The sequence below is a fragment of the Streptomyces misionensis genome, from assembly GCF_007896895.1.
Taxonomy (GTDB): Bacteria; Actinomycetota; Actinomycetes; order Streptomycetales; family Streptomycetaceae; genus Streptomyces; species Streptomyces misionensis_A.
In genome coordinates this window covers 1-22,133 of the sequence record NZ_VOGW01000037.1, presented here as the reverse complement: position 1 = coordinate 22,133, position 22,133 = coordinate 1, and the positions used below count along the sequence as shown (strand labels likewise).

At 73.5% G+C, this 22,133-nt stretch carries 19 protein-coding genes; 7 read left to right on the top strand and 12 right to left on the bottom strand.

Going from position 1 to position 22,133, the window contains the following annotated elements:
* Nucleotides 1-22: 22 nt before the first annotated feature.
* Nucleotides 23-1,363 carry a voltage-gated chloride channel family protein gene (locus FRZ03_RS06250; protein WP_146464136.1) on the top strand — a complete coding sequence of 447 codons (1,341 nt, stop codon included), beginning with the start codon at nt 23-25 and terminating at the stop codon, nt 1,361-1,363.
* Nucleotides 1,364-1,517: 154 nt separating this feature from the next.
* Here FRZ03_RS06250 and FRZ03_RS06245 read toward each other — a convergent pair whose 3' ends face one another.
* Nucleotides 1,518-2,072, bottom strand: coding sequence for a YciI family protein (locus FRZ03_RS06245; protein ID WP_146464135.1), 555 nt, complete (start codon nt 2,070-2,072; stop codon nt 1,518-1,520).
* Between the two features lie 188 nt (nt 2,073-2,260).
* Here FRZ03_RS06245 and FRZ03_RS06240 point away from each other — a divergent pair, with 188 nt between their 5' ends.
* Both FRZ03_RS06240 and FRZ03_RS06235 read left to right on the top strand, forming a co-directional pair.
* A complete protein-coding gene (locus FRZ03_RS06240; protein ID WP_146464134.1) occupies nt 2,261-3,232 on the top strand; it encodes an alpha/beta hydrolase in 972 nt (323 codons plus the stop codon).
* 94 nt (nt 3,233-3,326) lie between these two features.
* Nucleotides 3,327-3,926 carry a YdeI/OmpD-associated family protein gene (locus FRZ03_RS06235; protein ID WP_146464133.1) on the top strand — a complete coding sequence of 200 codons (600 nt, stop codon included), beginning with the start codon at nt 3,327-3,329 and terminating at the stop codon, nt 3,924-3,926.
* A gap of 101 nt (nt 3,927-4,027) precedes the next feature.
* On the opposite strand, the gene FRZ03_RS06230 is transcribed toward FRZ03_RS06235, so the two are convergent.
* Nucleotides 4,028-4,792 (bottom strand): dienelactone hydrolase family protein, encoded by a 765-nt coding sequence (locus FRZ03_RS06230; protein ID WP_146464132.1) that lies wholly within the window; start codon nt 4,790-4,792, stop codon nt 4,028-4,030.
* 485 nt (nt 4,793-5,277) lie between these two features.
* Between FRZ03_RS06230 and FRZ03_RS06225 the strand changes: the two genes are divergently transcribed.
* A complete protein-coding gene (locus tag FRZ03_RS06225; RefSeq protein ID WP_146464131.1) occupies nt 5,278-5,748 on the top strand; it encodes a GreA/GreB family elongation factor in 471 nt (156 codons plus the stop codon).
* A gap of 12 nt (nt 5,749-5,760) precedes the next feature.
* On the opposite strand, the gene FRZ03_RS06220 is transcribed toward FRZ03_RS06225, so the two are convergent.
* Nucleotides 5,761-8,244, bottom strand: a complete 2,484-nt coding sequence (locus FRZ03_RS06220) for an ATP-dependent Clp protease ATP-binding subunit (RefSeq protein WP_146464130.1) — start codon at nt 8,242-8,244, stop codon at nt 5,761-5,763.
* A gap of 24 nt (nt 8,245-8,268) precedes the next feature.
* Nucleotides 8,269-9,237, bottom strand: coding sequence for a Dyp-type peroxidase (locus tag FRZ03_RS06215; RefSeq protein ID WP_146464129.1), 969 nt, complete (start codon nt 9,235-9,237; stop codon nt 8,269-8,271).
* A 274-nt stretch (nt 9,238-9,511) separates the two neighbouring features.
* Between FRZ03_RS06215 and FRZ03_RS06210 the strand changes: the two genes are divergently transcribed.
* On the top strand, nt 9,512-9,853 hold the full coding sequence (locus tag FRZ03_RS06210) for a thioesterase family protein (protein ID WP_261398620.1): 342 nt from the start codon (nt 9,512-9,514) through the stop codon (nt 9,851-9,853).
* Between the two features lie 6 nt (nt 9,854-9,859).
* Here the strand turns inward: FRZ03_RS06210 and FRZ03_RS06205 are convergent, their stop codons facing one another.
* The 3 genes from FRZ03_RS06205 to FRZ03_RS06195 form a co-directional block, all read right to left on the bottom strand.
* Nucleotides 9,860-10,198, bottom strand: a complete 339-nt coding sequence (locus tag FRZ03_RS06205; protein WP_146464127.1) for an NUDIX domain-containing protein — start codon at nt 10,196-10,198, stop codon at nt 9,860-9,862.
* A gap of 87 nt (nt 10,199-10,285) precedes the next feature.
* Entirely contained in the window at nt 10,286-11,185 is a 900-nt protein-coding gene (locus FRZ03_RS06200; protein ID WP_146464126.1) for a YegS/Rv2252/BmrU family lipid kinase, read from the bottom strand.
* Nucleotides 11,186-11,218: 33 nt separating this feature from the next.
* A complete protein-coding gene (locus FRZ03_RS06195; RefSeq protein ID WP_146464125.1) occupies nt 11,219-12,811 on the bottom strand; it encodes an FAD-binding oxidoreductase in 1,593 nt (530 codons plus the stop codon).
* A 120-nt stretch (nt 12,812-12,931) separates the two neighbouring features.
* Here FRZ03_RS06195 and FRZ03_RS06190 point away from each other — a divergent pair, with 120 nt between their 5' ends.
* Together FRZ03_RS06190 and FRZ03_RS06185 are read left to right on the top strand one after the other, a co-directional pair.
* Nucleotides 12,932-13,549, top strand: coding sequence for a TetR/AcrR family transcriptional regulator (locus tag FRZ03_RS06190; protein WP_146464124.1), 618 nt, complete (start codon nt 12,932-12,934; stop codon nt 13,547-13,549).
* Nucleotides 13,546-15,138 carry a glycerol-3-phosphate dehydrogenase/oxidase gene (locus tag FRZ03_RS06185; protein WP_146464123.1) on the top strand — a complete coding sequence of 531 codons (1,593 nt, stop codon included), beginning with the start codon at nt 13,546-13,548 and terminating at the stop codon, nt 15,136-15,138. Before FRZ03_RS06190 ends, FRZ03_RS06185 begins: the two co-directional genes overlap by 4 nt.
* Here the strand turns inward: FRZ03_RS06185 and FRZ03_RS06180 are convergent.
* From FRZ03_RS06180 to FRZ03_RS06160, 5 genes are all read right to left on the bottom strand, one after another.
* Nucleotides 15,102-16,553, bottom strand: coding sequence for a WGR domain-containing protein (locus FRZ03_RS06180; RefSeq protein WP_146464122.1), 1,452 nt, complete (start codon nt 16,551-16,553; stop codon nt 15,102-15,104). The two genes, FRZ03_RS06185 and FRZ03_RS06180, sit on opposite strands and share 37 nt — an antisense overlap.
* Nucleotides 16,554-16,662: 109 nt before the next feature.
* Nucleotides 16,663-17,634, bottom strand: coding sequence for a threo-3-hydroxy-L-aspartate ammonia-lyase (locus FRZ03_RS06175; RefSeq protein WP_146464121.1), 972 nt, complete (start codon nt 17,632-17,634; stop codon nt 16,663-16,665).
* A gap of 72 nt (nt 17,635-17,706) precedes the next feature.
* Nucleotides 17,707-18,357, bottom strand: a complete 651-nt coding sequence (locus FRZ03_RS06170; protein WP_146464120.1) for a helix-turn-helix transcriptional regulator — start codon at nt 18,355-18,357, stop codon at nt 17,707-17,709.
* An 836-nt stretch (nt 18,358-19,193) separates the two neighbouring features.
* Complete coding sequence (locus FRZ03_RS06165) at nt 19,194-21,077, bottom strand: ABC transporter ATP-binding protein (RefSeq protein WP_146464119.1); 1,884 nt, start codon at nt 21,075-21,077, stop codon at nt 19,194-19,196.
* A 224-nt stretch (nt 21,078-21,301) separates the two neighbouring features.
* A complete protein-coding gene (locus tag FRZ03_RS06160; protein WP_146464118.1) occupies nt 21,302-22,006 on the bottom strand; it encodes an SDR family oxidoreductase in 705 nt (234 codons plus the stop codon).
* Between the last annotated feature and the right edge of the window lie 127 nt (nt 22,007-22,133).

Below are 22,133 nucleotides of genomic sequence, written 5' to 3'. Positions count from 1 at the left end.
AGGTGGTGGAGGTGGAGCGGGCGTGAGCGGCACGGTCGGGCAGTCCTCCGCGTCCGCGGCGGCCGACGACCCCGGACGGACCCTGCTGACCCGCGGCTACCTCCGGCTGCTGGCGCTGTCGCTGGGCCTCGGTGTGCCCATCGCGCTCGCCAGTTTCTTCTTCGTCGGCCTCCAGCACTGGCTCCAGCACCTGGTGTGGCGGGAACTGCCGCACACGCTCGGGCTCGGACGGCCCCCGTGGTGGTGGCCGCTGCCCGCGCTGACGCTCGCCGGGCTGGTCCTCGCCCCGATCGTCACCCGGCTGCCCGGGGCCGGCGGTCATGTCCCGGTGCACGGCCTCGGCGGCGATCCCGTCGGCCCGCGCGCCCTGCCGGGTGTGGTGGCGGCGGCCGTACTGACCCTTCCGCTGGGGGTGACCCTCGGCCCGGAGGCACCGCTGATGGCGCTCGGGTCCGCGCTCGCTCTGCTCGGGCTGCGCACCCTGGGCCGGCACCCGGCGAGTGCCCCGATGGCGACGGTCGTGGCCACCGCCGGGTCCACCGCGGCGATCTCCACCATCCTGGGCGGCCCGCTGGTGGCGGCCGTCATGGTCGTGGAGGCCGCCGGACTGGCTGGGCCCCGGCTCACCGTGCTGCTGCTGCCCTGCCTGACCGCCGGCGGGGCCGGCGCGCTGGTGTTCACCGGCTTCGGCCACTGGACCGGGCTGTCGATCGGCGCTCTCGCCCTGCCGAAGGTGCCGCCGGACAGCACACCGGACGCGGGCGACTTCCTGTGGGGGCTGCCGGCGGCCGCGCTGATCGCCGTGGTCGTCTCGGTGGCGCACCGGCTCGGGGAGCGGACCCACCGGTGGACCTCCGCGCACGCCACGGCGGTGCGCACCCTGGCGTGCGCGACGGCCGTCGGGGTCTGCCTGGCGGCGTACGCGCTGCTGACCGGCCGCTCGTCCGAGGAGGCGGCGCTGTCCGGGCAGGCGACGCTCGCCCGGCTGGCCGAGGACCCGCACGGTCCCCCGGTGCTCGCGCTGGTCGCGCTGATCGTCTGCAAGGCGCTCGCCTGGGGCATCAGCCTGGGCAGCCTGCGCGGCGGACCGATCTTCCCGGCCGTGCTGATCGGGGTGGCGATCGGGGTGGCCTGCTCGGGCCTGCCGGGGCTCGGGGCCGCCCCGGGGATCGCCCTGGGCATCTCGGCGGCGGCCACGGTCGCCACCGGCCTGCCCCTGACCGGCTCGGTCCTGGCGGTGCTGCTGCTCGGCCGCGACGCCTCCACCCAGATGCCGCTCATCGTCCTCGCGGCCGTCACCGCCCTCCTCGTCAGCCGCCTGCGGCTCCACCGCCGGCCGAAGCGCGACCCGGCCGGCGCGTAGGAACGCCCCGGCGCGGGGAGGCGGGCCGGGGCTCGCCGACGACACTACGCCCGGACCGTTCACCGGCGGCGTCCCCTGACGCGGCGCTGACGGGTGACGGCCGCTTCTTGACGCGCTGTTGAGACCCACCCGGGCGGACCGGGCGGCACGGGAGTCAGGACGGACGGCCGCCGGGCTGCCAGGCGTGGACCTCGATGCCGGCGTAGCGGTCCTCGGTCAGCAGGGCGCGGGCGGCGGCCGGGTCCGGGGCGCGCAGCAGCGCCGCCGTGCCCAGCCAGGCGGTCGCGTCGTCGGAGAGCAGCGGACCGTAGGCGATCAGGTCGGCACCGCGCCCGGCCGGTACCGCGAGATCCGCGGCCTCGCCCTCGCCGAGGCCGAGGACCAGGTAGCGGTCGCCGCCGGTGCGGTCGCCGGGGAACTCCCACATGGTGCGCCCGAGCAGATTGCGCCAGCGGCGCAGCAGCACGTCCCGGTAGACGCCCGCCTGGTAGCCGGGCTCGTCGAAGGCGAACGCGCGTGCCGCGGCCGGATCGGGCAGGTCCAGGACGTGCACGCTGCCGGTGGGCGTCGCGCCGTCCGCCGCGAGGGTCGGGCCGCGGGCGATCATCTCCTGCTCGAACAGGTCCATGTACGACCAGTGCTCCTCCAGCAGTCGATGGCGGAGCGGCAGGGAGCCGGGACGGTCGCGGTGGTGGCAGAAGAACTCCATGGGCCCACCCTCTCGCGCCGTCTGCCGCCACAGCATTCCCTTTTCCGGGGCGCCGGGTGTCCGGCTCCCCCGGGTGGGGCAGGACACCCCGCGGGCGTTCCACGTGCGGCACGGGGAGGAACCGTGCAGTGTGGGACAGCCGGCCGTCCGCCCGCGCGTCCGGCGGCCGGGAGACACGAGGAGAGCCGATGTCCGATGCCGTAGCGCCGGCGCAGCCGGTACTGGAGCCCGCGGCCGCCGAGTTCGCGGCGGCGACCGCCAAGCCGCCGTTCCTCTTCGACCTGCCGCCGGCCGAGGGCCGCAAGGCAGTCGACGACGTGCAGTCCGGTGACGTCGAGAAGCCGGCGGTCGACGAGGAGTGGATCACCGTCTCGGGCGGTCCGACGGGCAGTGTGCGGGCGCGGATCGTCAGGCCCCCCGGGGCCTCCGGGACACTTCCGGTCGTCCTGTACCTGCACGGCGCGGGCTGGGTCTTCGGCAACGCGCACACCCACGACCGCCTGGTGCGGGAACTCGCGGTGGGCGCCGGGGCCGCGGTGGTCTTCCCCGAGTACGACCTCTCCCCCGAGGCGCGCTATCCGGTCGCCATCGAGCAGAACTACACCGTGGCCCGCTGGGTGGTGGAGCAGGGCGCGACCAAGGACCTGGACGGTTCGCGGCTGGCCGTCGCCGGGGACTCCGTCGGCGGCAACATGACCGCGGCGCTCACCCTGATGGCCAAGGAGCGCGGCGGCCCGGAGCTGGTGCAGCAGGTGCTGTTCTACCCGGTCACCGACGCGAGCTTCGACACGCCGTCGTACCACCAGTTCGCCACCGGCTACTTCCTGCGCCGGGACGGCATGCAGTGGTTCTGGGACCAGTACACGACCGACGCGTCCGACCGCGCCCGCATCACCGCCTCACCGCTGCGCGCCACGACCGAGCAGCTCAGCGGGCTGCCGCCGGCCCTGGTGATCACCGGCGAGGCGGATGTGCTGCGCGACGAGGGCGAGGCCTACGCGGGCAAGCTGCGGGCGGCGGGCGTCCCCGTCACCGCCGTACGCTTCCAGGGCATCATCCACGACTTCGTGATGCTCGACGCGCTGCGCGGCACCCACGCCGCGCGGACCGCCGTCGACCTGGCCTGCCGCACCCTGCACAAGGCGCTGCACACCGGCTGAGGCCGGGCGGCGCCGCCCGTGCCCGGTCAACCGGCCCGAGTCTGTGCCGTCGGGACGGTTGCCCGGGGCGCGCTGCCCGGATTTCATGGGGCCCATGTCCCACGGCTCATCACCCATGAACGATCCGGTGCTCTTCTTCGCCACGCGGCAGGCGTGGGAGGAGTGGCTGGAGGAGAACCACGCGGACGTCGGGGGAGTGTGGCTGAAGATCGCCCGGAAGGGCGCCGCGCCGCCGGTCCCCGACGCGGTCGACTACCCCGGCGCGTTGGAGTCCGCGCTCTGCTTCGGCTGGATCGACGGGCAGAAGAAGAAGTTGGACGAACGGCACTGGCTCCAGCGGTTCACCCCGCGGCGGCCCGCCGGCCGGTGGTCGCGGCTGAACCGGGAGAAGGCCACACGGCTCATCGAGGAGGGCCGGATGCGGCCCGCCGGGCTGCGGGAGGTGGAGCGGGCCCGGGCCGACGGCCGCTGGGAGGCGGCCTACGCCGGCCCGCGCACGGCCACGGTGCCGGACGACCTGCGCACCGCCCTGGACGCCGTTCCCCGCGCGGCCGCCTTCTTCGCGACCCTGGACAGCCGCAACCGCTACGCCGTCCTCCACCGCGTCGAGGAGGCGAAGCGGCCCGAGACGCGGGCGGCCCGCATCGCCACGTTCGTCGCCCTGCTCGCCGAGGAACGAAAGCTCCACCCTTGAGGGCCTTTGCGGTCCCTGCCCGGCGGATCGGCGCCGCCGCCCGGGGCGTTCACGCGGCCGCGGCGGCGTCCGACGGGTGGGCCGGACGCCGCCGCTCACGTTCAGGCCGGTGAGGTGACCGGCCTGCCGAGGTGCCGGGCGAGGAACCGGACCGCGCTGTCGGCCTCGAACCTGGGCATGTCGAAGTGCTTGCCCGCGTTGGCGTGCAGCGTCTTCTCCGTCGAGGCGAAGGCGTCGAACAGCGCGAGGGCGGCCTCGCGCGGGATGCGCTCGTCGTCCCACTGCATGGCGAACTCGATCGGGACGGTGATCCGCTTCGCCGTCTCGAACAGGGCGTCGGGCCAGTTCATGCCGAAGGCCGCGGCCGTGATCCGGGGTTCGGCCGCCACCAGCGGCACCCCGATCGCGGTGCCCAGGCCGATGCCGAAGTAGCCCACCGGCCCGTCGGCGCCGATCTCCGGAAGTTCCTGAAGGGCGTCCAGGGTCGCCTGCCACTCGGGCACGGCCAGCTCGGCCAGGCGGGCGTTGTAGGGAACGACGATCGGGCCTTCCGGGGCGCCCGCCGCCTGCGCCCTGCGCAGCTCGGCGACGTCCCGCTCGTCCTGCGCGGAGCGCGGCCGGTCGCCGTGACCGGGCGCGTCGATGACCGCGACGTGGAAGCCGCGACCGGTGACGAGAAGCCGGGCCCGGCCCGCCATCGCCGGATGCTTCTTGTGGTGGCCGCCGCCGTGGCCCATCAGGACCAGGGGGGCGGGCTCGGTGCCGGAGGCGGGCGACCACAGAACCCCGGGGACGCCGCCCACGGTGAAGTCGCGCTCGACCATGCCGTCCGACGACGACTCGGCGGTGAATCGCTGAGAATGCATGAGGTGTTGCCTTTCGGGAGTGCCTTGGTGTCGAGGCGCTCCCGGCGACACCTACGTCAATCGCCGGCCGTGACGGGAAGGGAGAGCACCCACGTCGATACAGCGTTCATGGGTCTCACCTCCTCGGGCGGTGTCACGGTCCATCGCAAGCTACCGGTCCGATCATCGTGCCGTCCAATCGTTTTCGCCGGGCGGCCTTGCCGTGTGAAGCGCATGCCGGTCGCCCCTCGCGCCGCTGAGCGTGGGGCGACGCGTCTTCAGCACGGCGTGGCGGAGCCCGGCCCCACCGCCCGCGCCGGGACCGGGAGCGCCCGTGCGCCCGCCTCGGGCTCTCGAAGCGGGCCGCGTCCCGGACGCGCCATCGCCTCATGTCCGGATGATCCGCCGCCGACCGCTTACGATGCGGAAGCGAACCCTCATCGAACCGCATCGATCCGGCATCGATCCGTATCGATCTCTTTCGAGTCTTGTCGACGGGAGCGGGTATGACCGGTGGTCCCGAGCCGATCAGTGCCGAGGCGCGGCGCGCGCTGGAGCAGGAGTTGGCCGATCTGCTGGACGAGCGCCGGATGGTCGCCGCGACGCTGAAGGACAATCCGGAGGTGGGCGACCAGGCCGACCAGGCGGACGAGTTGCAGCGGGTGAACCAGCTGGACCGGCTCGACCGCCGGATCACGGACATCACCGAGCGGCTGCGCCAGGCGGAGCTGGCCGGGCCCGCGCGGACCGATGTGGTCGGGGTCGGCAGCACGGTCACCGTGCGCTTCGCGGACGGCTCGGTGGAGACCTTGCAGATCGGCGAGGGGGCCGAGGCGCTGGACCAGAACCTGGTCACCGCGGACAGCCCGCTCGGCCGCGCCCTGCTCGGCCGCCGTGCGGGCGAAAGCGTCCGGTACGACACCCCGGACGGGCCCGCGAGCGCGGCCGTGGAGTCGATCGGGGAGCCGCCCGCGTAGGATGACGCGCCGTCAGGCGGGCTTGCGCACCGAGCAGTGCAGGGTGTCCTTGTCCACGTCCGCGACGATCGTGTCCCCGGGATCGGCCTCGCCGCCGAGCAGCAGCGTGGCGATGCGGTTGTCGAGTTCCGCCTGGATGGTGCGGCGCAGCGGGCGGGCGCCGAACTCCGGCTGGTGGCCGTGGGCGATCAGCAGCTTCTTGGCGGCCTCCGTGACCTCCAGTCGCATGCCCTGGGCGTGCACCCGGCGCTTGCTCTGGTCCAGCAGATGGTCCACGATCCGCGACAGATCGTCCTCGGTGAGGCCGTGGAAGATGATGATGTCGTCGATGCGGTTGAGGAACTCGGGCAGGAAGCGGCCCCGCAGGTCCTCCATCAACTCGTCCTTCAGCTCGGACACATCGCCCTGGTGGTCGAGGATGCGGTGCGCGCCGATGTTGGACGTCATGATGACCACGCAGTGCCGGAAGTCCACCGTGCGGCCCTGCGCGTCGGTGAGGCGGCCGTCGTCCAGGATCTGGAGCAGGGTGTTGAAGACATCGGGGTGCGCCTTCTCCACCTCGTCGAACAGCACGACGCTGTACGGCCGGCGGCGCACCTTCTCGGTCAGCTGGCCCGCCTCCTCGTAGCCGACGTACCCGGGCGGAGCGCCGACGAGCCGGGCGACGGTGTGCTTCTCCTGGAACTCGCTCATGTCGAAGCGGACCATGCGGTCCTCGTCGCCGAACAGCAACGCGGCGAGCGTCTTGGCGAGTTCGGTCTTTCCGACACCGGTGGGGCCGAGGAACAGGAAGGAGCCGACGGGGCGATCGGGGTCGCCCATGCCCGCGCGGTTGCGGCGCACGGCCTGGGAGACGGCGGTGACCGCCTCGTCCTGGCCGACGATCCTGGCGTGCATCTCCTCTTCCAGCCTCAGGAGTTTCTCCTTCTCGCTGGCGGTGAGCTGGGCGACGGGGATGCCGGTGCGCCGGGAGACGACGTCCGCGATGTCGGAGGCGGTGACGGAGACGACGCCCTCCCGGCGCTCCTCGATGCCGGCGAGTTCGGCCTCCGCCTCGGACAGCTCCCGCTTCAGCTCCGAGGCCCGCTCGAAGTCCTCGGCGGACACGGCCTGTTCGAGCTCCCGGCGGAGCTTGGCGATACGGTCCTCGCGGCTGACGACCTCGGTGGAGCGGCCCGCGCCGCGCAGCCGTACCCGGGCGCCCGCCTGGTCCATGACGTCGATGGCCTTGTCGGGCAGGAAGCGGTCGGTGATGTAGCGGTCCGACATCTCGGCGGCGGCCACCAGCGCGCCGTCGTCGAAGCGGACCTGGTGGTGCGCCTCGTAGGCGTCCCGCAGTCCTTCGAGGATCTGCACCGTCTCCTCGACCGTCGGCTCGGGCACCATCACCGGCTGGAACCGGCGCTCCAGGGCGGCGTCCTTCTCGACGTACTTGCGGTACTCGTCGATGGTGGTGGCGCCGACGACGTGCAGCTCACCGCGTGCCAGCGCCGGTTTGAGCATGTTGCCCGCGTCCATGGAGCCCTCGCCCGTCGCGCCGGCGCCGACGACCGTGTGCAGTTCGTCGATGAAGAGGATGATGCTACCGCCGGCCGTCTGGACGTCCTCGATGACCTTCTTCAGCCGCTCCTCGAACTGTCCGCGGTACTGCGCGCCCGCCACCATGCCCGACAGGTCGAGCGCGACGACCCGCTTGTTCTTCAGGGTGTCGGGGACCTCGCCGGCCACGATCCGCTGGGCGAGGCCCTCCACGATCGCGGTCTTGCCGACGCCGGGCTCGCCGATCAGCACGGGGTTGTTCTTGGAGCGCCGGGACAGGATCTCGACGGTCTGCTCGATCTCCTCGGCCCGTCCCACCACCGGGTCCAGCTTGCCCGCCTTGGCCTCCTCGGTCAGATCGCGGCCGTACTCGTCCAGCGTGGTGGCCGGCTGTTTGCGTTCGGGGGGCGTGCTCTCGGAGCGGGCGGCCTGTTCGGCGAGGCCCGCCAGTTTCCCGGTGTCCATGCCCTCGGCCCGCAGCAGCCGGGCCGCGCCGGTGTCGCTGTCGCCGAGCAGCGCGGCGAGGATGTGCTCGGGGCCGATGTACGACACCCCGGCCGCCTGGGACTGGGCGTAGGCGGCGCCGAGGGTGCGCTTGGCCGCGGGGGTGAGGCCGGGCTGCGCGGAGGGCTGGCCGGATTCGCGGGGCAGCACCTTGGCGATCTCGGTGGCGAGGGTGTCGGGGTCCACGTCCACCTGGAGCAGCAGCCGCCGCGAGGGTTCCACCTTCGTGGCCGCCCACAGCAGGTGCTCGGTGTCGAGGTCGGACGTGCCGTCCTCGGCCGCCCGCTGCGCGGCCAGGTTGAGGAGTTGCTGCGACGACTCGGTCAGCAACCGCCCGATCGGCACCCGCTGCACCGCGGGCGGCGAGGACGCCGGCGACATCCCGAAGAAGCGGTTCAGCAATTCGCTGAAGGGGTCCTGGGAACCGAAGGGGGCGCCGAACGACATCGACATGAGAACTCCTGGAGCGCAAGGGGGTCAGTATTCACTGAACCCCGGCGCCGAGTGGCCCGCAAGCGGAGGCCGCTCGGGGGGATCGTCGAGAAAGGCGATGGTCGGCACGTGGAAGAGACAACCCGTGACCGGGACGGAGAAATCGAGGATCCGGTCGTGCCGCGCCTCCTCGCGGCCGAGGAACATGTTGCGCAGCATCGACTCCGTGACCTCGGGCGTACGGGCGTATCCGATGAAGTAGGTGCCGAACTCGCCCTGCGCGATATTGCCGAAGGGCATGTTCTCGCGCACGATCTTGCGTTCGTTGCCGTGCTCGTCGGTGACGGTGTTGAGCGCGACGTGCGAGTCGGCGGGTTTCACCCCGTCGGGCAGTTCGATGTTGGCCAGTTTGGTGCGCCCGATGACCTTTTCCTGTTCCTCCGCGGGCAAAGCGTCCCACGCCTTCATGTTGTGCAGGTATTTCTGCACGATCACATAGCTGCCGCCGCGGAATTCCGCGTCCTCGTCGCCGATGAACACCGCGTCGTCGGCGATCTCGCCCTCGGGGTTCTCGCTGCCGTCCACGAAGCCGAGCAGATCGCGTTCGTCGAAGAACTTGAAGCCGTGCACCTCGTCCACCACGGTGACCGCGCCGGCGAGCCGCCGCGCGAACAGGTGGGCCAGTTCGAAGCAGAGGTCCATACGGCGGGAGCGGACGTGGAAGAGGAGGTCCCCGGAGGTGCCCGGAGCGTGGTGGCGAGGGCCTCGCAGCTCACGGAAGGGGTGCAGGTCCCGGGGGCGCGGCCCGCTGAACAGCCGGTCCCAGGCGGCGGACCCGATGCCGACGACGCAGCTCAGCTCCTCGGGCGGGGCGCGGAAGGCGACCGAACGGCGCAGGGCGGACACGTCCTGCAGCAGGTCCCGGACCGTGTCCTCGCCGCCCGGCTCGATGGTGACGACGAGGAACAGGGCGGCTCGGGCCGGCGGGACGACGACGGGCTGCGACTCGGGCACGGGTGCCCACCTCCTCGCGCGGGGCGGAGCCGGACCGTTCCAGCATGCCGCCACCCCGCCGACTCGGCAGGTCGGACGGCCGGTCGCGGCACTGGGGTCTTCCGCTCGGATCAGGCCGGATCAGGGAGCGGGGCCTGGTGCGTGCAGACGCAAGGCGGAGGAGGGAGCCGATGCCGAGCATCGGCGACGACAACGCGGCAGACGCGCGTGCCGGGCCCCGCGAGCCCGGCCTGATCCGGACGAGAGGCCCTGACGTGGAGGGATGCACCACCGGGTGACCGAGGCCGACACCGCGCGGGCGCTGGGCAGCGGTGAGGTGCCCGTGCTCGCCACGCCCCGGCTGATCGCCTGGCTGGAGGCGGCGACCGTGCGGGCCGCCGCGCCGTACACCGGACCGGGCGAGACCACTGTGGGCACCGCCGTTCGGGTGCGGCACCTGCGCGCCACCGGCGTGGGCGGCCGGGTCGAGGTGAGCGCGCGGCCGCCGCCCGGCGGGCCGGGGCGGCGGCTCACCTTCGCCGTGCGGGCCGTCGACGCGGCGGGCCGACTGGTCGCGGAGGGCGAGATCGAGCGGGCGGTCGTGGACCGGCGGCGGTTCCTCGAAAGGTACCTCTGACCGGGGTCACACGGGAGTGTGGCCCTCGAGGTAGGCGCGTACGGCCGGGGCCAGGTCGGCGCGGGCGGTCTGCTCGATCGGCGCCCAGTGGATCTGTCCGGACGCGAGCCGGGCGCCCTCCGACGGTTCCTCGCTGAGGAGTTGGCAGACCACGGCCCCGGTGCCGTCCAGCGGCGCGGAGCCGTCGACCAGGTAGCCGGTGAGTTCGTAGACGACGCGTGCGGCGGTGGCCTCCGCGGTCTCGGCCGGCTGTCCGGTGCCCGACGGCAGTTCCCCGCCGTCCGCCTGCCCCACCAGCAGCAGCCGCCCGTCGTAGACGACGACGGCCTGTACGACGTTTCCCATGCGCTCGCGCCCCCTGTTCTCCCGCCCATCCGCGGTGCCCCGCCCGGTCGTTGCTCGCCTACCCGCGCCGAAGGGGCGGCACACGGGTCAGGCCGGATCGGCCGGCCGGTACAGCACGGGCAGGTCGCCGGGCCGCACCCGGACCGTCACCGGCAAGGTGGCCTCCACCTCGCCGTCCGCGCCGTAGGGGACGGGACGGCCGGCCTCGATCCGCAGTTCCCTGGCGCGCAGCACGCGCACTTCGGGGCGGCGTATGTGGGCGCCGGTGCGCAGTTCGTTCATCAGGGTGAAGAACAGCCGGCGGGGTGCCTCCCGGATCATCACGACGTGCAGCAGGCCGTCGTCCACCCGGGCGCCGGGGGCGATCTGCCGGCCGGAGCCGTAGTAGGGGGAGTTGGCGGCGACGACCGTGTAGCCGCGGTGGCGGTGTTCCGCGCCGTCGACGGTGACGCGGTAGTCGGCGGGCCGCCAGGTGGTGACGGCGCGCAGCCCGCCCGCATAGTAGGAGGCGGAGCCGCGCAGCAGCCGGGCGTGGTTGGCGTGCCGGTTGGCCAGCGCGTCGACCCCGGCGTAGACGCTGCCGAGGACGACGGTGCGCCGGTGGACGGCGGACTCCACCTCGATGGTGTCGACCGGGCGCGGCTTCGCGTGCAGCAGGAGGTCGGCGAGCGCGGCGGGATCGGCCGGCAGGCCGAGGGCGCGGGCGAAGTCGTTTCCGCGTCCGGCCGGCACGATCCCGAAGACGGTTCCGGTGCCGCTCAGCGCGCCGCCGATGCCGCCGGTGATGCCGTCGCCGCCGACGGCGAGCACGATCCGGCCCCGCTCGCCGGCCCGGCGGGCGATGTCCTGGGCGTGGGCCAGGCTGTTGCTGTACTCGGTGTCGAGGGCCGCCCCGGCCTCCCTCAGCAGGCGGGCCACCTGGAGCAGCGTGGCCGCCGCGGTGGAACCGCCCGCGGTCGGGTTGACGACGGCGGTGAACTGGCGCATCGGTGTGCCTCCGGGGCAGGCGGTCGGGTCGGGTCAGTCGGTGGGCAGCAGGACGCCGGGGTTGAGCAGCCCGTCGGGGTCCAGGCGGCGTTTGACGGCGCGCAGTGCCTCGACGGCCAGTTCTCCGGCCTCCCTGACATACCAGTCGCGGTGGTCGGTGCCCACCCCGTGGTGGTGGGAGATGGTGCCGCCGGCGGCGAGCACGGCCTCGTTGGCCGCGTGCTTGGCGGGCGTCCAGTGGGCCACCGGGTCCTCGCCCTGGGCGCTGACGACGGTGAAGTAGAGCGAGGCGCCGTTCTCGTAGACGTGGGAGATGTGGCACATCACGAGCGGCGGGGTGCCGGCCCGGGTGAGGGTGTCGGTGAGCGCGCCGCGCACGGCGCCGTACAACTCCGGGACGCGGGACCAGAAGGCGGCGGTCTCCAGGGTCTCGGCGAAGGCGCCGACGTCGAGGAGGGCGTCGCGCAGATACGGCGCGGAGAAGCGGCCCTGGGCCCAGCGCTCGCCGGGCTCCGCGCCGAGCGGGGTGCCGCCGCAGGCGGTGAGGACGGCGGCGGCCTGCTCACGGCGGTACGCGGTCTCCTCCGGTGTGCCCTCGTAACCGGCGATGGCCAGGCACCCGGCGTCGCTCTGTCCGAGGCCGGCACCGATCTTGTCGGGCGAGGCGAGGCCGATGAGGGTCTCGGTCTCGTCGGACAGCCGCAGCACGGTGGGCCGCGGTCCGTCCTGGGCGAGCCTGCGCAGCGCGGCGGCGCCCTCCTCGAAGGAGGCGAACCGCCATCCCTCGTAGATCCTGGCCTCGGGCAGCGGGCGGACGCGCACGGTCACGGAGGTGATGACGCCGAAGGCGCCCTCGGAGCCGAGGAACAGCTGGCGCAGGTCGGGACCGGCGGCCGAGCGCGGGGCGCGGCCGGTCTCCACCGTGCCCTCGGGGGTGGCGAGGGTGAGGCCGAGGACCATCTCGTCGAAGCGGCCGTAGCCGGCGGAGGCCTGGCCGCTGGAGCGGGCCGCGGCGAAGCCGCCGATGCTCGCCCACTCGAAGGACTGCGGGAAGTGGCCGAGAGTGAAGCCCTGTTCGGCCAGCAGGGCCTCGGCCTCGGGGGCGCGCAGGCCCGGCTGGAGGACGGCGGTGCGCGAGACGCTGTCCAGGTCGAGCAGGCGGTTCATGCGGCGCAGGTCGAGGGCGACGAACGCGCCGCGCTCGGGGGCGAGTCCGCCGACCACGGAGGTGCCGCCGCCGAAGGGGACGGCGGCCAGGCCGTGCGCGGCGCAGACGCGCAGCACGGCGAGGACCTCGTCGTGGGTGGCGGGCAGCGCCACGGCCTGGGGGACGTCGCAGGTGTCGCCGGCGCGGATGCGCAGCAGGTCGGGGGTGGACTTGCCGCGGGTGTGCCGGATGCGGCTCTCGGAGTCGGTACGGACGTGGGCGGCGCCGCCGACGGCCTCGGCGAGCGCCGCGAGGGCGGCCGGACCAGCCGTGGGGGCGGGCAGCTCGATGTCCTCCAGGGCGAGCGCGGGGGTGCTGCGCGGCGTGACGCCGAGCAGGTCGCGCAGCAGCCCGGTCACCGAGTCGGGCAGCGGTGCCGCCTTGGCCGGGTCGCCCCAGCCGTTCCACAGCATGTCCATTGAACGGTCGTCCTCACAAGGTCGGTGTGCTCGGTTCGGGCGGCGGCCGGCGGGCCGTGCGCCGGGCGGCCGTCGCGGTCCGCCGGTTCCGCCCGGCCTCGGGGCGTTACACTGTTACACATGACGCCTATTCGTCACAACGGTGCCGACGGCGCCGACGGCACGGACAGCGATCCGGTGCTCGACGCGGTACGTGACTGCGTGCTGGCCGTCGGGGTCCGCCGCACCACGCTCGCCGACGTCGCCCGCCGCGCCGGTGTCTCCCGGATGACCCTCTACCGGCGCTGGCCCGATCTGCGGACGCTGGTGGGCGATCTGATGACCCGTGAGTGGATCGCGGTCGCCACCCGGGCGATCCCCGAGGCCGCACCCGGCGTCGACACGCGCACCCGGCTGGTGCGGGGGCTGGTGGCGGGCGTCGAGGCGTTCCGGGCGCACCCCCTCTTCCACAAGATCGTCGACGTCGATCCGGAGCTGCTGCTCCCCTATGTGCTCGACCGGCGCGGGGCGAGCCAGGAGGCGCTGCTCGCCCTGCTGGCCGAGGGCCTGCGCGAGGGCCACGCGGACGGTTCCGTGCGCCCCGGGCACGTCGAACGGCAGGCGCGCGCACTGCTGTTGACCGTGCAGTCCTTCACCCTGTCCCTGCGCACGATGACCGACGAGGACGACCCGGAGCTGGACTCCGCCGCGTTCCTCGGCGAGCTGCGCACCCTCCTGGAGAGGATCCTGACGCCATGAGCGACACCGAGGCGATACCCGGCTCGTCCCTCAGCGCGGCCCGGCGCACCCGCGAACTGGCCGAGGCCGGGGACGGCCGGGTGGCCGACGTCCTGGTCGTCGGTCTCGGCGCCACCGGGGCGGGCGCCGCCCTGGACGCGGCGGCCCGCGGGCTGGACGTCGTCGCGGTGGACGCCCACGACCTGGCCTTCGGCACCTCGCGCTGGAGCTCCAAGCTCATCCACGGCGGGCTGCGCTATCTGGCGTCCGCGCAGTTCGACGTGGCGCACGAGAGCGCGGTGGAGCGGGGGGTGCTGATGACCCGCACCGCCCCGCACCTGGTGGCCGCGCAGCCGTTCGTGCTGCCGCTGACGCCGATGGTGTCGGCGGCTCAGGCGTCCATCGCCTGGGCCGGGCTGCGGGCCGGGGACATGCTGCGGCTGGCCGCGCGCACCCCGCGCCGGGTGCTGCCCGCCCCGCGCCGGCTGTCGGCGACGGAGGCGCGGCACCTCGCGCCCTCGGTGCGGGCTTCCGGGCTGCGCGGCGGGCTGCTGTCCTGGGACGGGCGGGTCACCGACGACGCCCGGCTGGTGACCGCGCTGGCCCGCACGGCCGCCGCGCACGGCGCACGGGTCCTGACCCGGGTCCGGGTGCTGGAGCTGACCGGCACGGGCGCCCGCGTCCGGGACGAACTCACCGGCGAGGAGGGGGAGATCAGGGCCCGCGCCGTGATCAACGCGGCCGGGGTGTGGGCGGGCGGCCTGGTCGAGGGCATCCGCATCCGGCCCTCGCGCGGCACCCATCTGGTACTGCGCTCGCAACGGCTCGGCGAGCTGCCCGCCGGGCTGCACGTCCCGATCCCCGGCGAGACCAACCGCTTCGTCCTGGTGCTGCCCCAGGGGGACGGCCGGGTCTACGTCGGACTCACCGACGAACCCGTCGAGGGCGGCATCCCCGATGTGCCCGAGGTGCCCGAGACGGACATCGGCTTCCTGCTGGACGTGCTCGGCTCCGCGCTGGACACGCCCGTCGCCCGGGACGAGGTCGTCGGCGCCTTCGCCGGGCTGCGGCCCCTGCTGGACACCTCGACCGGCGGCGCGCCGGCCCGCACCTCCGACGTCTCGCGCCGGCACGCCGTGCTGACCTCGCCGGACGGGGTGACCACGGTGGTCGGCGGCAAGCTCACCACCTACCGCCGGATGGCGCAGGACGCCGTGGACGCCGCGGCCGGGGCCCGGGGGCTCGCTGTGCCCCCCTCCCGCACCGCCGCGCTGCCCCTGGTCGGCGCCGCCGCACCCGAACGGCTGCGCGCCCTCCCCCTGCCGCGCCGGCTGGTCCGCCGCCACGGCACCGAGGCCGCCGCCGTCCACGCCCTCGCCGCCGAGGACCCCGCCCTGGCCGGCCCGGTGCTGCCCGGCCACCCGGTCACCCGCGCCGAACTCCTGTGGGCGGTCCGCCACGAGGGGGCGCTGGACGAGTCCGACCTGCTGGACCGGCGCACCCGCATCGGGCTGGTGGACGAGGACCGCGAGGCGGCTCTCGAGGTCGCGCGGGAGGTGCTGGCCCAGGCGGCTCACAGCAGCCGCCGGATGTCCCCCCGCACCCGGTAGAACCCGCCCGCCGCCGGGTGCAGGGCGTCCACCACGTAGCGCGCGCCGACCTGGCGTATCGCGCGCGGGAACTGGACGTTCCAGGAGGAGTCGTAGCCGTCGGAGACCACGTGCACCCGCAGCCGGCCGGACTCCTGGACGCACTCCACGACGACCGAGCCGGTGGGGGCCTGGGCCACGGTGGCCACCGCCTGCACGGCCGTGGCCGGGGCGTAGGTCGGCAGGGCGGCGGCGAGCTTGACGTCCCGCACCACCGGCACGCTGCCCTGCTGGGCCGCGCCGATGGCGGCCTCGCTCGCGTCCACGCACACCAGGGAACCGTCCGTGGTCACCAGGTACAGCCGCCCGTCGTGGTACTGCATCGACAGGGCCGAGCCGCTTCCGGTGCCCAGCTTCCACAGCCGGGTGCCGTCCCGGTCGAAGCAGTACACGGACGAGGAGGAGTCCCCGGCGAACACGAACCGGCCGCCCGGGGAGGTGGCGCACGAGTACACCGCGCTGTCGCAGGCGTACGTCGCCTCGATAGCGCCGGTCGCCTTGGACAGCCGCTGGACCACCCGGTGGCCGGTGCCCGCGTACACCGCGTCGTCCTCCTGCCAGCCGAACAGCACCCCGCCGCGGGTGCGGGTGTGCCACAACTCGCCGCCGCCGTCGGGGCGGTAGGCGGTGACGCCCTGCTGGTGGCCGTGGTAGACGGCGCGGTCGTCGGCGCGCACCATCCAGGCGTGCTCGCCCTGGCTGCGGCGGGCCCACTGGTGTTCGTCCTCGTGGTCGATGACGGTGAGCCGGCCCGCGCGGTCCGAGACGTTCAGCACGCCCTCGTGGATGTCCAGCCAGAAGATGTCGACGTCGGCGGTGATGTCGTAGGCGGCGAAGGGGAGTTTGGAGGACAGGTCGTAGACCTTGCCGTCGTCGCAGCCCGCGTAGATCCAGAAGTCGTCGGCGACCAGGCACTTCACGCCGTCCGGCAGTCCGAAGCGGGCCAGCACGGCGCCCTCGTGGTCCAGGGTGTAGACGTCGCCCGCCTGGTTGCCCACCCAGCAGTGCTCGTCGTCCACATGGATGCCGAAGGCGGCCGAACCGGTCCGGAACCGCCACAGCACCGGGGCCACGGCCCGCGCGGTGGAGGGCGCCGAGCTGACCTGGCGCCGGGTCACCGCGCGCGGGGCCCGGCCGCCCGGTACCGCCGGGGCGTACCCCTTGCGAACCTTCTCCCCCACCTTCTTCGCGGCGGCGGCCCGCGCCTTCTCCGCGGTCGGGAACGAGCTGGTCTGGATCTGGCCGGCGGCGCCGATCCGGCCGTAGCGCACCGTCACCATCAGGCCGTCGACGGTCACCTCGTAGAACTTGTGGGCGCCCCCGCCCTCCTGGGACAGCTCCAGATACGTCGTCTCCCCGGTGGACACCGCGGACATGGCACACCCCTCCCCGCAACGGACCCGCTGCCGTCCCGGCGGGCCCTCACTGATCACACCGTAGGCGGGGGCACTGACAATCGACCGGGCGGCGAGGGCGCCCCGCGGCTCAGCCGCCCATCAGCTCCGTGAACCGGCGGGTGTCGATGTTGCCGCCCGAGGCGATGACGCCGACGCGCGGCGGCAGGTCCTCGACGCGGCCGGACAACAGGGCGGCCAGGGGGGTGGCGCCGCTGGGTTCGAGGACGATCTTCAGGCGTTCGAAGGCGAAGCGCATGGCGTCGAGGATCTCCTCGTCGCCGACCAGGGCGATGGCGTCGACCAGGCGCCGGTTGACGGTGAACGTCAGCTCGCCGGGGACGGCCACGGCCTGGCCGTCGGCGACGGTGCGGGGCACGGGGACCGTCACGCGGGCGCCGGCCTCCAGCGACCGCTTGGTGTCGTCGCTGCCCTCCGGCTCCACCCCGATCACCCGGATGTCCGGGTGCAGCGCCTTGGCGGCCACGGCACTGCCGGCGATCAGCCCACCGCCGCCGACGGGCACCAGGAGCGCGTCCAACGGGCCGGTCTCCTCCAGGAGTTCGAGGGCGGCGGTGCCCTGGCCGGCGATCACGTGCGGGTGGTCGTAGGGCGGGATCAGGGTCAGCCCCCGGTCGTCGGCGAGCGCCTGGCCGAGTGCGACGCGGTCCTGGGTGTAGCGGTCGTAGGTGACGATCTCGGCGCCGTACCCGGCCGTGGCCTCCATCTTGGAGCGGGGGGCGTCCTCGGGCATCAGGATGACGGCGCTCGTGCCCAGTTCGCGGGCGGCGAGGGCGGTGGCCTGGGCGTGGTTCCCGGAGGAGTACGCGGCGACGCCCTTGGCCAGCTCCCCGGGCGCGAGCGAGGCGATGGCGTTGTACGCGCCGCGGATCTTGAAGGCGCCGATGCGCTGGAGGTTCTCGCACTTGACGAACACCTCGGCGCCCACCCGCTCGTCGAGGGTGCGCGAGGTGAGGACGGGGGTGCGGTGGGCGAAGCCCGCGAGGCGTGCGGCGGCCTCACGGACGTCGGCGAGGGTGACGGGCAGATCGGCGGCAGGCATGGTGAAGTCCTCTTTCCGTACCGGGCGTTCGGCGGTTCGTGCTGCGGTGTGCGGGGTTTCCGGAGCCAGGTCTCAGCCGGAACCGGTGGGCGGTTTGGCGTAGTTGTAGACGGTCGCCCGGGACACGCCGAGGAGGTCGGCGATGGTCCGGGCGGCGTCCCGGGACTCGAAGCAGCCGTCCCGGTACAGCTGCCGGACCAGCGCCTTCTTGTCCGCGCGGCTCAGCGACCGAGGCGGGCACCCGCGTTCGGCGGCCAACTCCTCGATGATGCGGCGCAGTTCGCGGGCGCGGCGGTCGCGCAGCGTCTCCGGGGGGCGGTCCCCGTGCCCGGTGTCGGTCGCCACCAGGTTGGCCAGGGTGAGCGCCACGGGCGAGAGGACGGAGACGTCGAGGTTCAGGCAGAGCGCCGCGACGTACCGGCCCTCGGCGTTCTTGATGCCGATGGACGTGCTCTTCGCCGGGCGCCCGTCGGGGAACCGGTTGGGGTAGTTCTGGACGACGCCGGGGTAGCCGGGGTCGGCGATCCGGGCCAGGCCCAGCTCCGTGGCCGGATCACCGACCTGGCGGCCGGAGAGGTTGTTCTCGATGGCCCGGATCGAGTGGTCGGGGTCCCGCAGGTCGTGCAGGACCACCTCGCACAGGCCCGGGAACATCCGGCCCAGGGCGACGGCGATCTTCTCGGCCTCCCGGACGAGATGTTCGTCCGCCGCCCCACCGTCCACCGGCCCTCCCCCTTGGCCTCAAAATCTATTTCTGGACAATGAGGCTAAGCACTGGAACGGCCGCTGTCCAGGGCCGTCTTCGCGTTGGCTCCGTCGCTGCGCATTCCCCTGTCGTTGATCTCGCGTGCTGAGCACGGAGAGTGATCCTCGAGGGAGCCGCGGCCGTCGTTCGTGATGACCGGCGGTCGGCTCCGTCCCAAGCCGATGGCGTTCAAGCGCACGCGCTCAGCTGGTGGGTGAGGACGCCACGAGAGAGCCGCCGGTACGCCTCTTGCATTCGGGGCAACCGGTGCCCACGCCGCGTTGTACGAGACGAGGGACCGTGGGTTGGAACTGCCCAATCTCCGGTAGCCGGCCTGTGCAGCGGTCACGGTGAGTGGTCGCCGAAATGGGAGAGGATCCGAGTAGCGTCGTCGAGGAAGCCGGGCGGCCGGCTTCGGCGGCGGTAAGTGCCCGGGATCGCCCGACTCGACGTCGAGGCGGGCCGAGGTTGGGTGGAGGCGAGAGGGCCGGTGCAGGGAACGCCCTCGGGTCGGGCCAGTCGCGTTTCGGGGCGAGCACAGCTCATGCGAGTTCGGCTGCGCGAGAAGTGCTGATCGACGCGTCGTCGTGGCCGGGCCGGTTGGGACGTCGATCCGGAACATGGTGCCGCACCCGACGTGTCCTCGCAGCTGACCGAAGCCGTAGGAATCCTGCGCGCGACGGGCGCCGCCCGTGTTCCGTACCGCCATACCGGGGACGGCGCGGAACACGGGTTCGCCACTGTCCGACGGGCTGCGAGAGACCGACAACGACCGCCGCAGACCGTAACGAGTGTCGACTTCGGTCCCGGGGCCTCAGCGGTCCTTGGCGAGGGCCACCAGTTCGGCGAACAGGCCGCCGGCGTGGACGAGTTCGTCGTAGTGCCCCTCCTCGACGACGCGCCCGTGCCGCATCACGACGATCCGGTCGGCGAGCCGGGTGTTCTCCAGCTGGTGGGTGACCACGATGGTCATGCGCCGGGCGGCGATGCGTTTGATCTCCAGGAAGATGCGGTGCTCACCGCGCGGGTCCATCTGCGAGGTGGGTTCGTCCAGGATGAGCAGGGGCGTACGGCGGTACAGGGCGCGGGCGCAGGCGAGCCGCTGCCACTGGCCGCCGGACAGTTCGACGCCGCCGTAGACCTCCCGCGCGAGCAGGGTGTCGAGCCCGCGCGGCAGCCCCTCGACCGCCTCGCGCATGCCGACGGCCTCCACCGCCTCCCACACCAGGGCGTCGTCGTGGCCGCGCGGCTGGCCGAGGGTGACGTTCTCCCGGGCGCGCAGCGGCCAGCAGGCGAAGTCCTGCGGCACGAGCGCGGTGCGGGACCAGACGGAGTCGGGCCGGGCCACGGCCAGGTCGGTGCCGTCCCACAGGACCCGGCCCTCGTCCGGCAGCAGGATGCCGGTGATGAGCCGGGTCAGGGTGGACTTGCCGGAGCCGTTCTCGCCGACGATCGCGAGGATCTCGCCGCGGCGCAGGGTGAGGGAGACACCGTTCACTGCGGGTTCCTCCTTGCCGGGGTAGCGGTGGACGACCTCGTCGAGACGGATCTCCTCCACCTCCTCGGGGATCGTCGACTCGCCGCGTTTCGGGGCGCGTTCGGCCGCCAGATCGAGGAAGGAGCGCATGTCGGCGAGGTAGAGGGAGGTGTGGAACATCGCGGCCCCGTTCTGCACGAACTGGGTCAGCGCGCCGAGCGTGGCCTGGACGGCGACGACGGCGGTGGCGGCGACCGGCAGGGCCACCCGCCCGGTCATCGCGAGCCAGGCGAGGGCGGCCCAGGTGAGCATCAGGAACGCGCCGCCGAGCGCGGAGGTGGCGAGGACGATGCGGAGCATCCGGGGCGCGGCGCGCAGGATGCGCCGGTCGATCCGCTCGGACAGCGCGCGGTACCAGTGGACGAGGTAGTCGGTCATGCCGTTGGCGCGGACCTCGTCGCCGTGCCGGGAGTAGGCGGCCCACCAGCGCATCATGCCGCGCACATTGCGGTCGGCCAGGTTGAGGTAGTGCGTCTCGTAGTCGACGCGGGCCGAGAGCACGGCGCCGAGCCCCGCGGGCAGCACCGCCAGCAGCAGCAGCGGGAGCATCAGCCAGTGCAGTGCGGTGACGACGCCGCCGGCGGCGACCATCCGGACGAGGGCGGCCATGAACCGCTGGGCGTCCTTGACCATCGTCGTGGTGCGGGTGACGCCGACCTCCGCGGCCTCCTGCCGGTCGGCGAACCCGTCCTCGGCCTGGGCGGAGGCCTCCACCCGGCAGACGGCGGAGACGAGCGCCACGTCGGCCTCGGTGACCAGTCGCGGGGTGATCCGGCCGTCGGCGTAGGAGGCCAGGGCGGAGCTGATCCGGCCGGTGGCCGCCGCCGCGGTGACCACGACGAGGGCGGGCAGCGCTCCGTGCAGGCGTTCGGACACCGTTCCCGCGCCGAGGACGTGGGTCATGGCCCGCGCGGTGGCGGTCAGCACGACGGCGGCGGCGACGCCGGTGACCACCTGGCACAGGAGCAGCAGGACGACGCCGGCCCGGTCCACCGCCCAGGCCATGCGCGCGGTCCGGCCGAGCACCGAGGGCAGTCGGCCGCACATGGCGCGGAAACTGGCCTCTTCCAGCGGGTTCTTGCCGAAGACCCCTTCGTAGCCGATGGTGGCCGGCGGGGGCGGTGTCGGGGAGCTTTGTGTCGAGGTGTCGGTCACGGTCACCTGCGTCCCTCCTCAGGGTCGGCACCGCACCCGGGTGGTCCGGCGGTGCCAGGCTCAACGAGGAGGCGGCCGATTCGAACGCGCTCGATTCCGGACGAAGAGCCGGCCCCTGTTCCCGGGGGCTCGAACGCGCGGTCGCAGCGGCACAAGGCCGCCCGCGCGGCCGGAGGTGGCCGAAACGCCGGTGCTCGATACAGGTGTGACCGGTGGGGTTCGCGGGGGCGTCAGAGCGCCAGTTGCGGGTAGAGCGCGGCCAGATCGCCGGAGAGGCCCGCCTTGACGCTGCGGGAGACGTCGTCCGCCAGCACCTCGTGGGCGCCGGTCTCGATGCCGTCGAGGGCGAGCGCGGCGACGTCCCGGGCGTCGGACTTGGGCGCGTCGACGCCCGAGGTCATGTCCGTGTCGATGTAGCCGACGTGCAGCCCGGTGACCGCGATGCCCCGCGGCCGCAGCTCCAGGCGCAGGGAGTTGCTCTGGGACCACAGGGCCGCCTTGGTGGCGCTGTAGGAGCCGGCGATGCCGAGCCAGGAGAGCACCGAGTGGACGTTGAGGAGGTGGCCGCCGCCGTTGCGCTCGATGGTCGGCACCAGGGCGCGGGTGACCAGCAGCGGTCCGTAGAAGTTGGTCTCGAACTCCCGGCGCACGGCGTCCAGCGGGGCGTCCAGGAGGGAGTTCGCGCCGACCGAGATGCCGGCGTTGTTGATCAGCACGGTGACGTCCGGCGTCCGTTCGGCCACGGCCGCCACCGACGCGGGATCGGTGACCTCCAGGGCGAGGGGCACGGCATCCGGGTGCGTCACCGCGCGGGGGTCGCGGGCCGTGGCGTACACCTTGGCTGCCCCGCGCGCGTACAGCTCCTCCACCAGCGCCCTGCCGAGGCCCCGGCTGCCGCCGGTGACGAGCACGACGGAGTCCTTGATCGCGGTCATGATGCATCTCCCCATTCGGAAACCGATCGGTTTTCACCACCGTAAACCGATCGGTTTCCGCACCGCAAGAGCGTCCGCTCACCGAGTTCGGAATTCCAACCATGCAGGCTGAGAGTGTCTGCGGGAG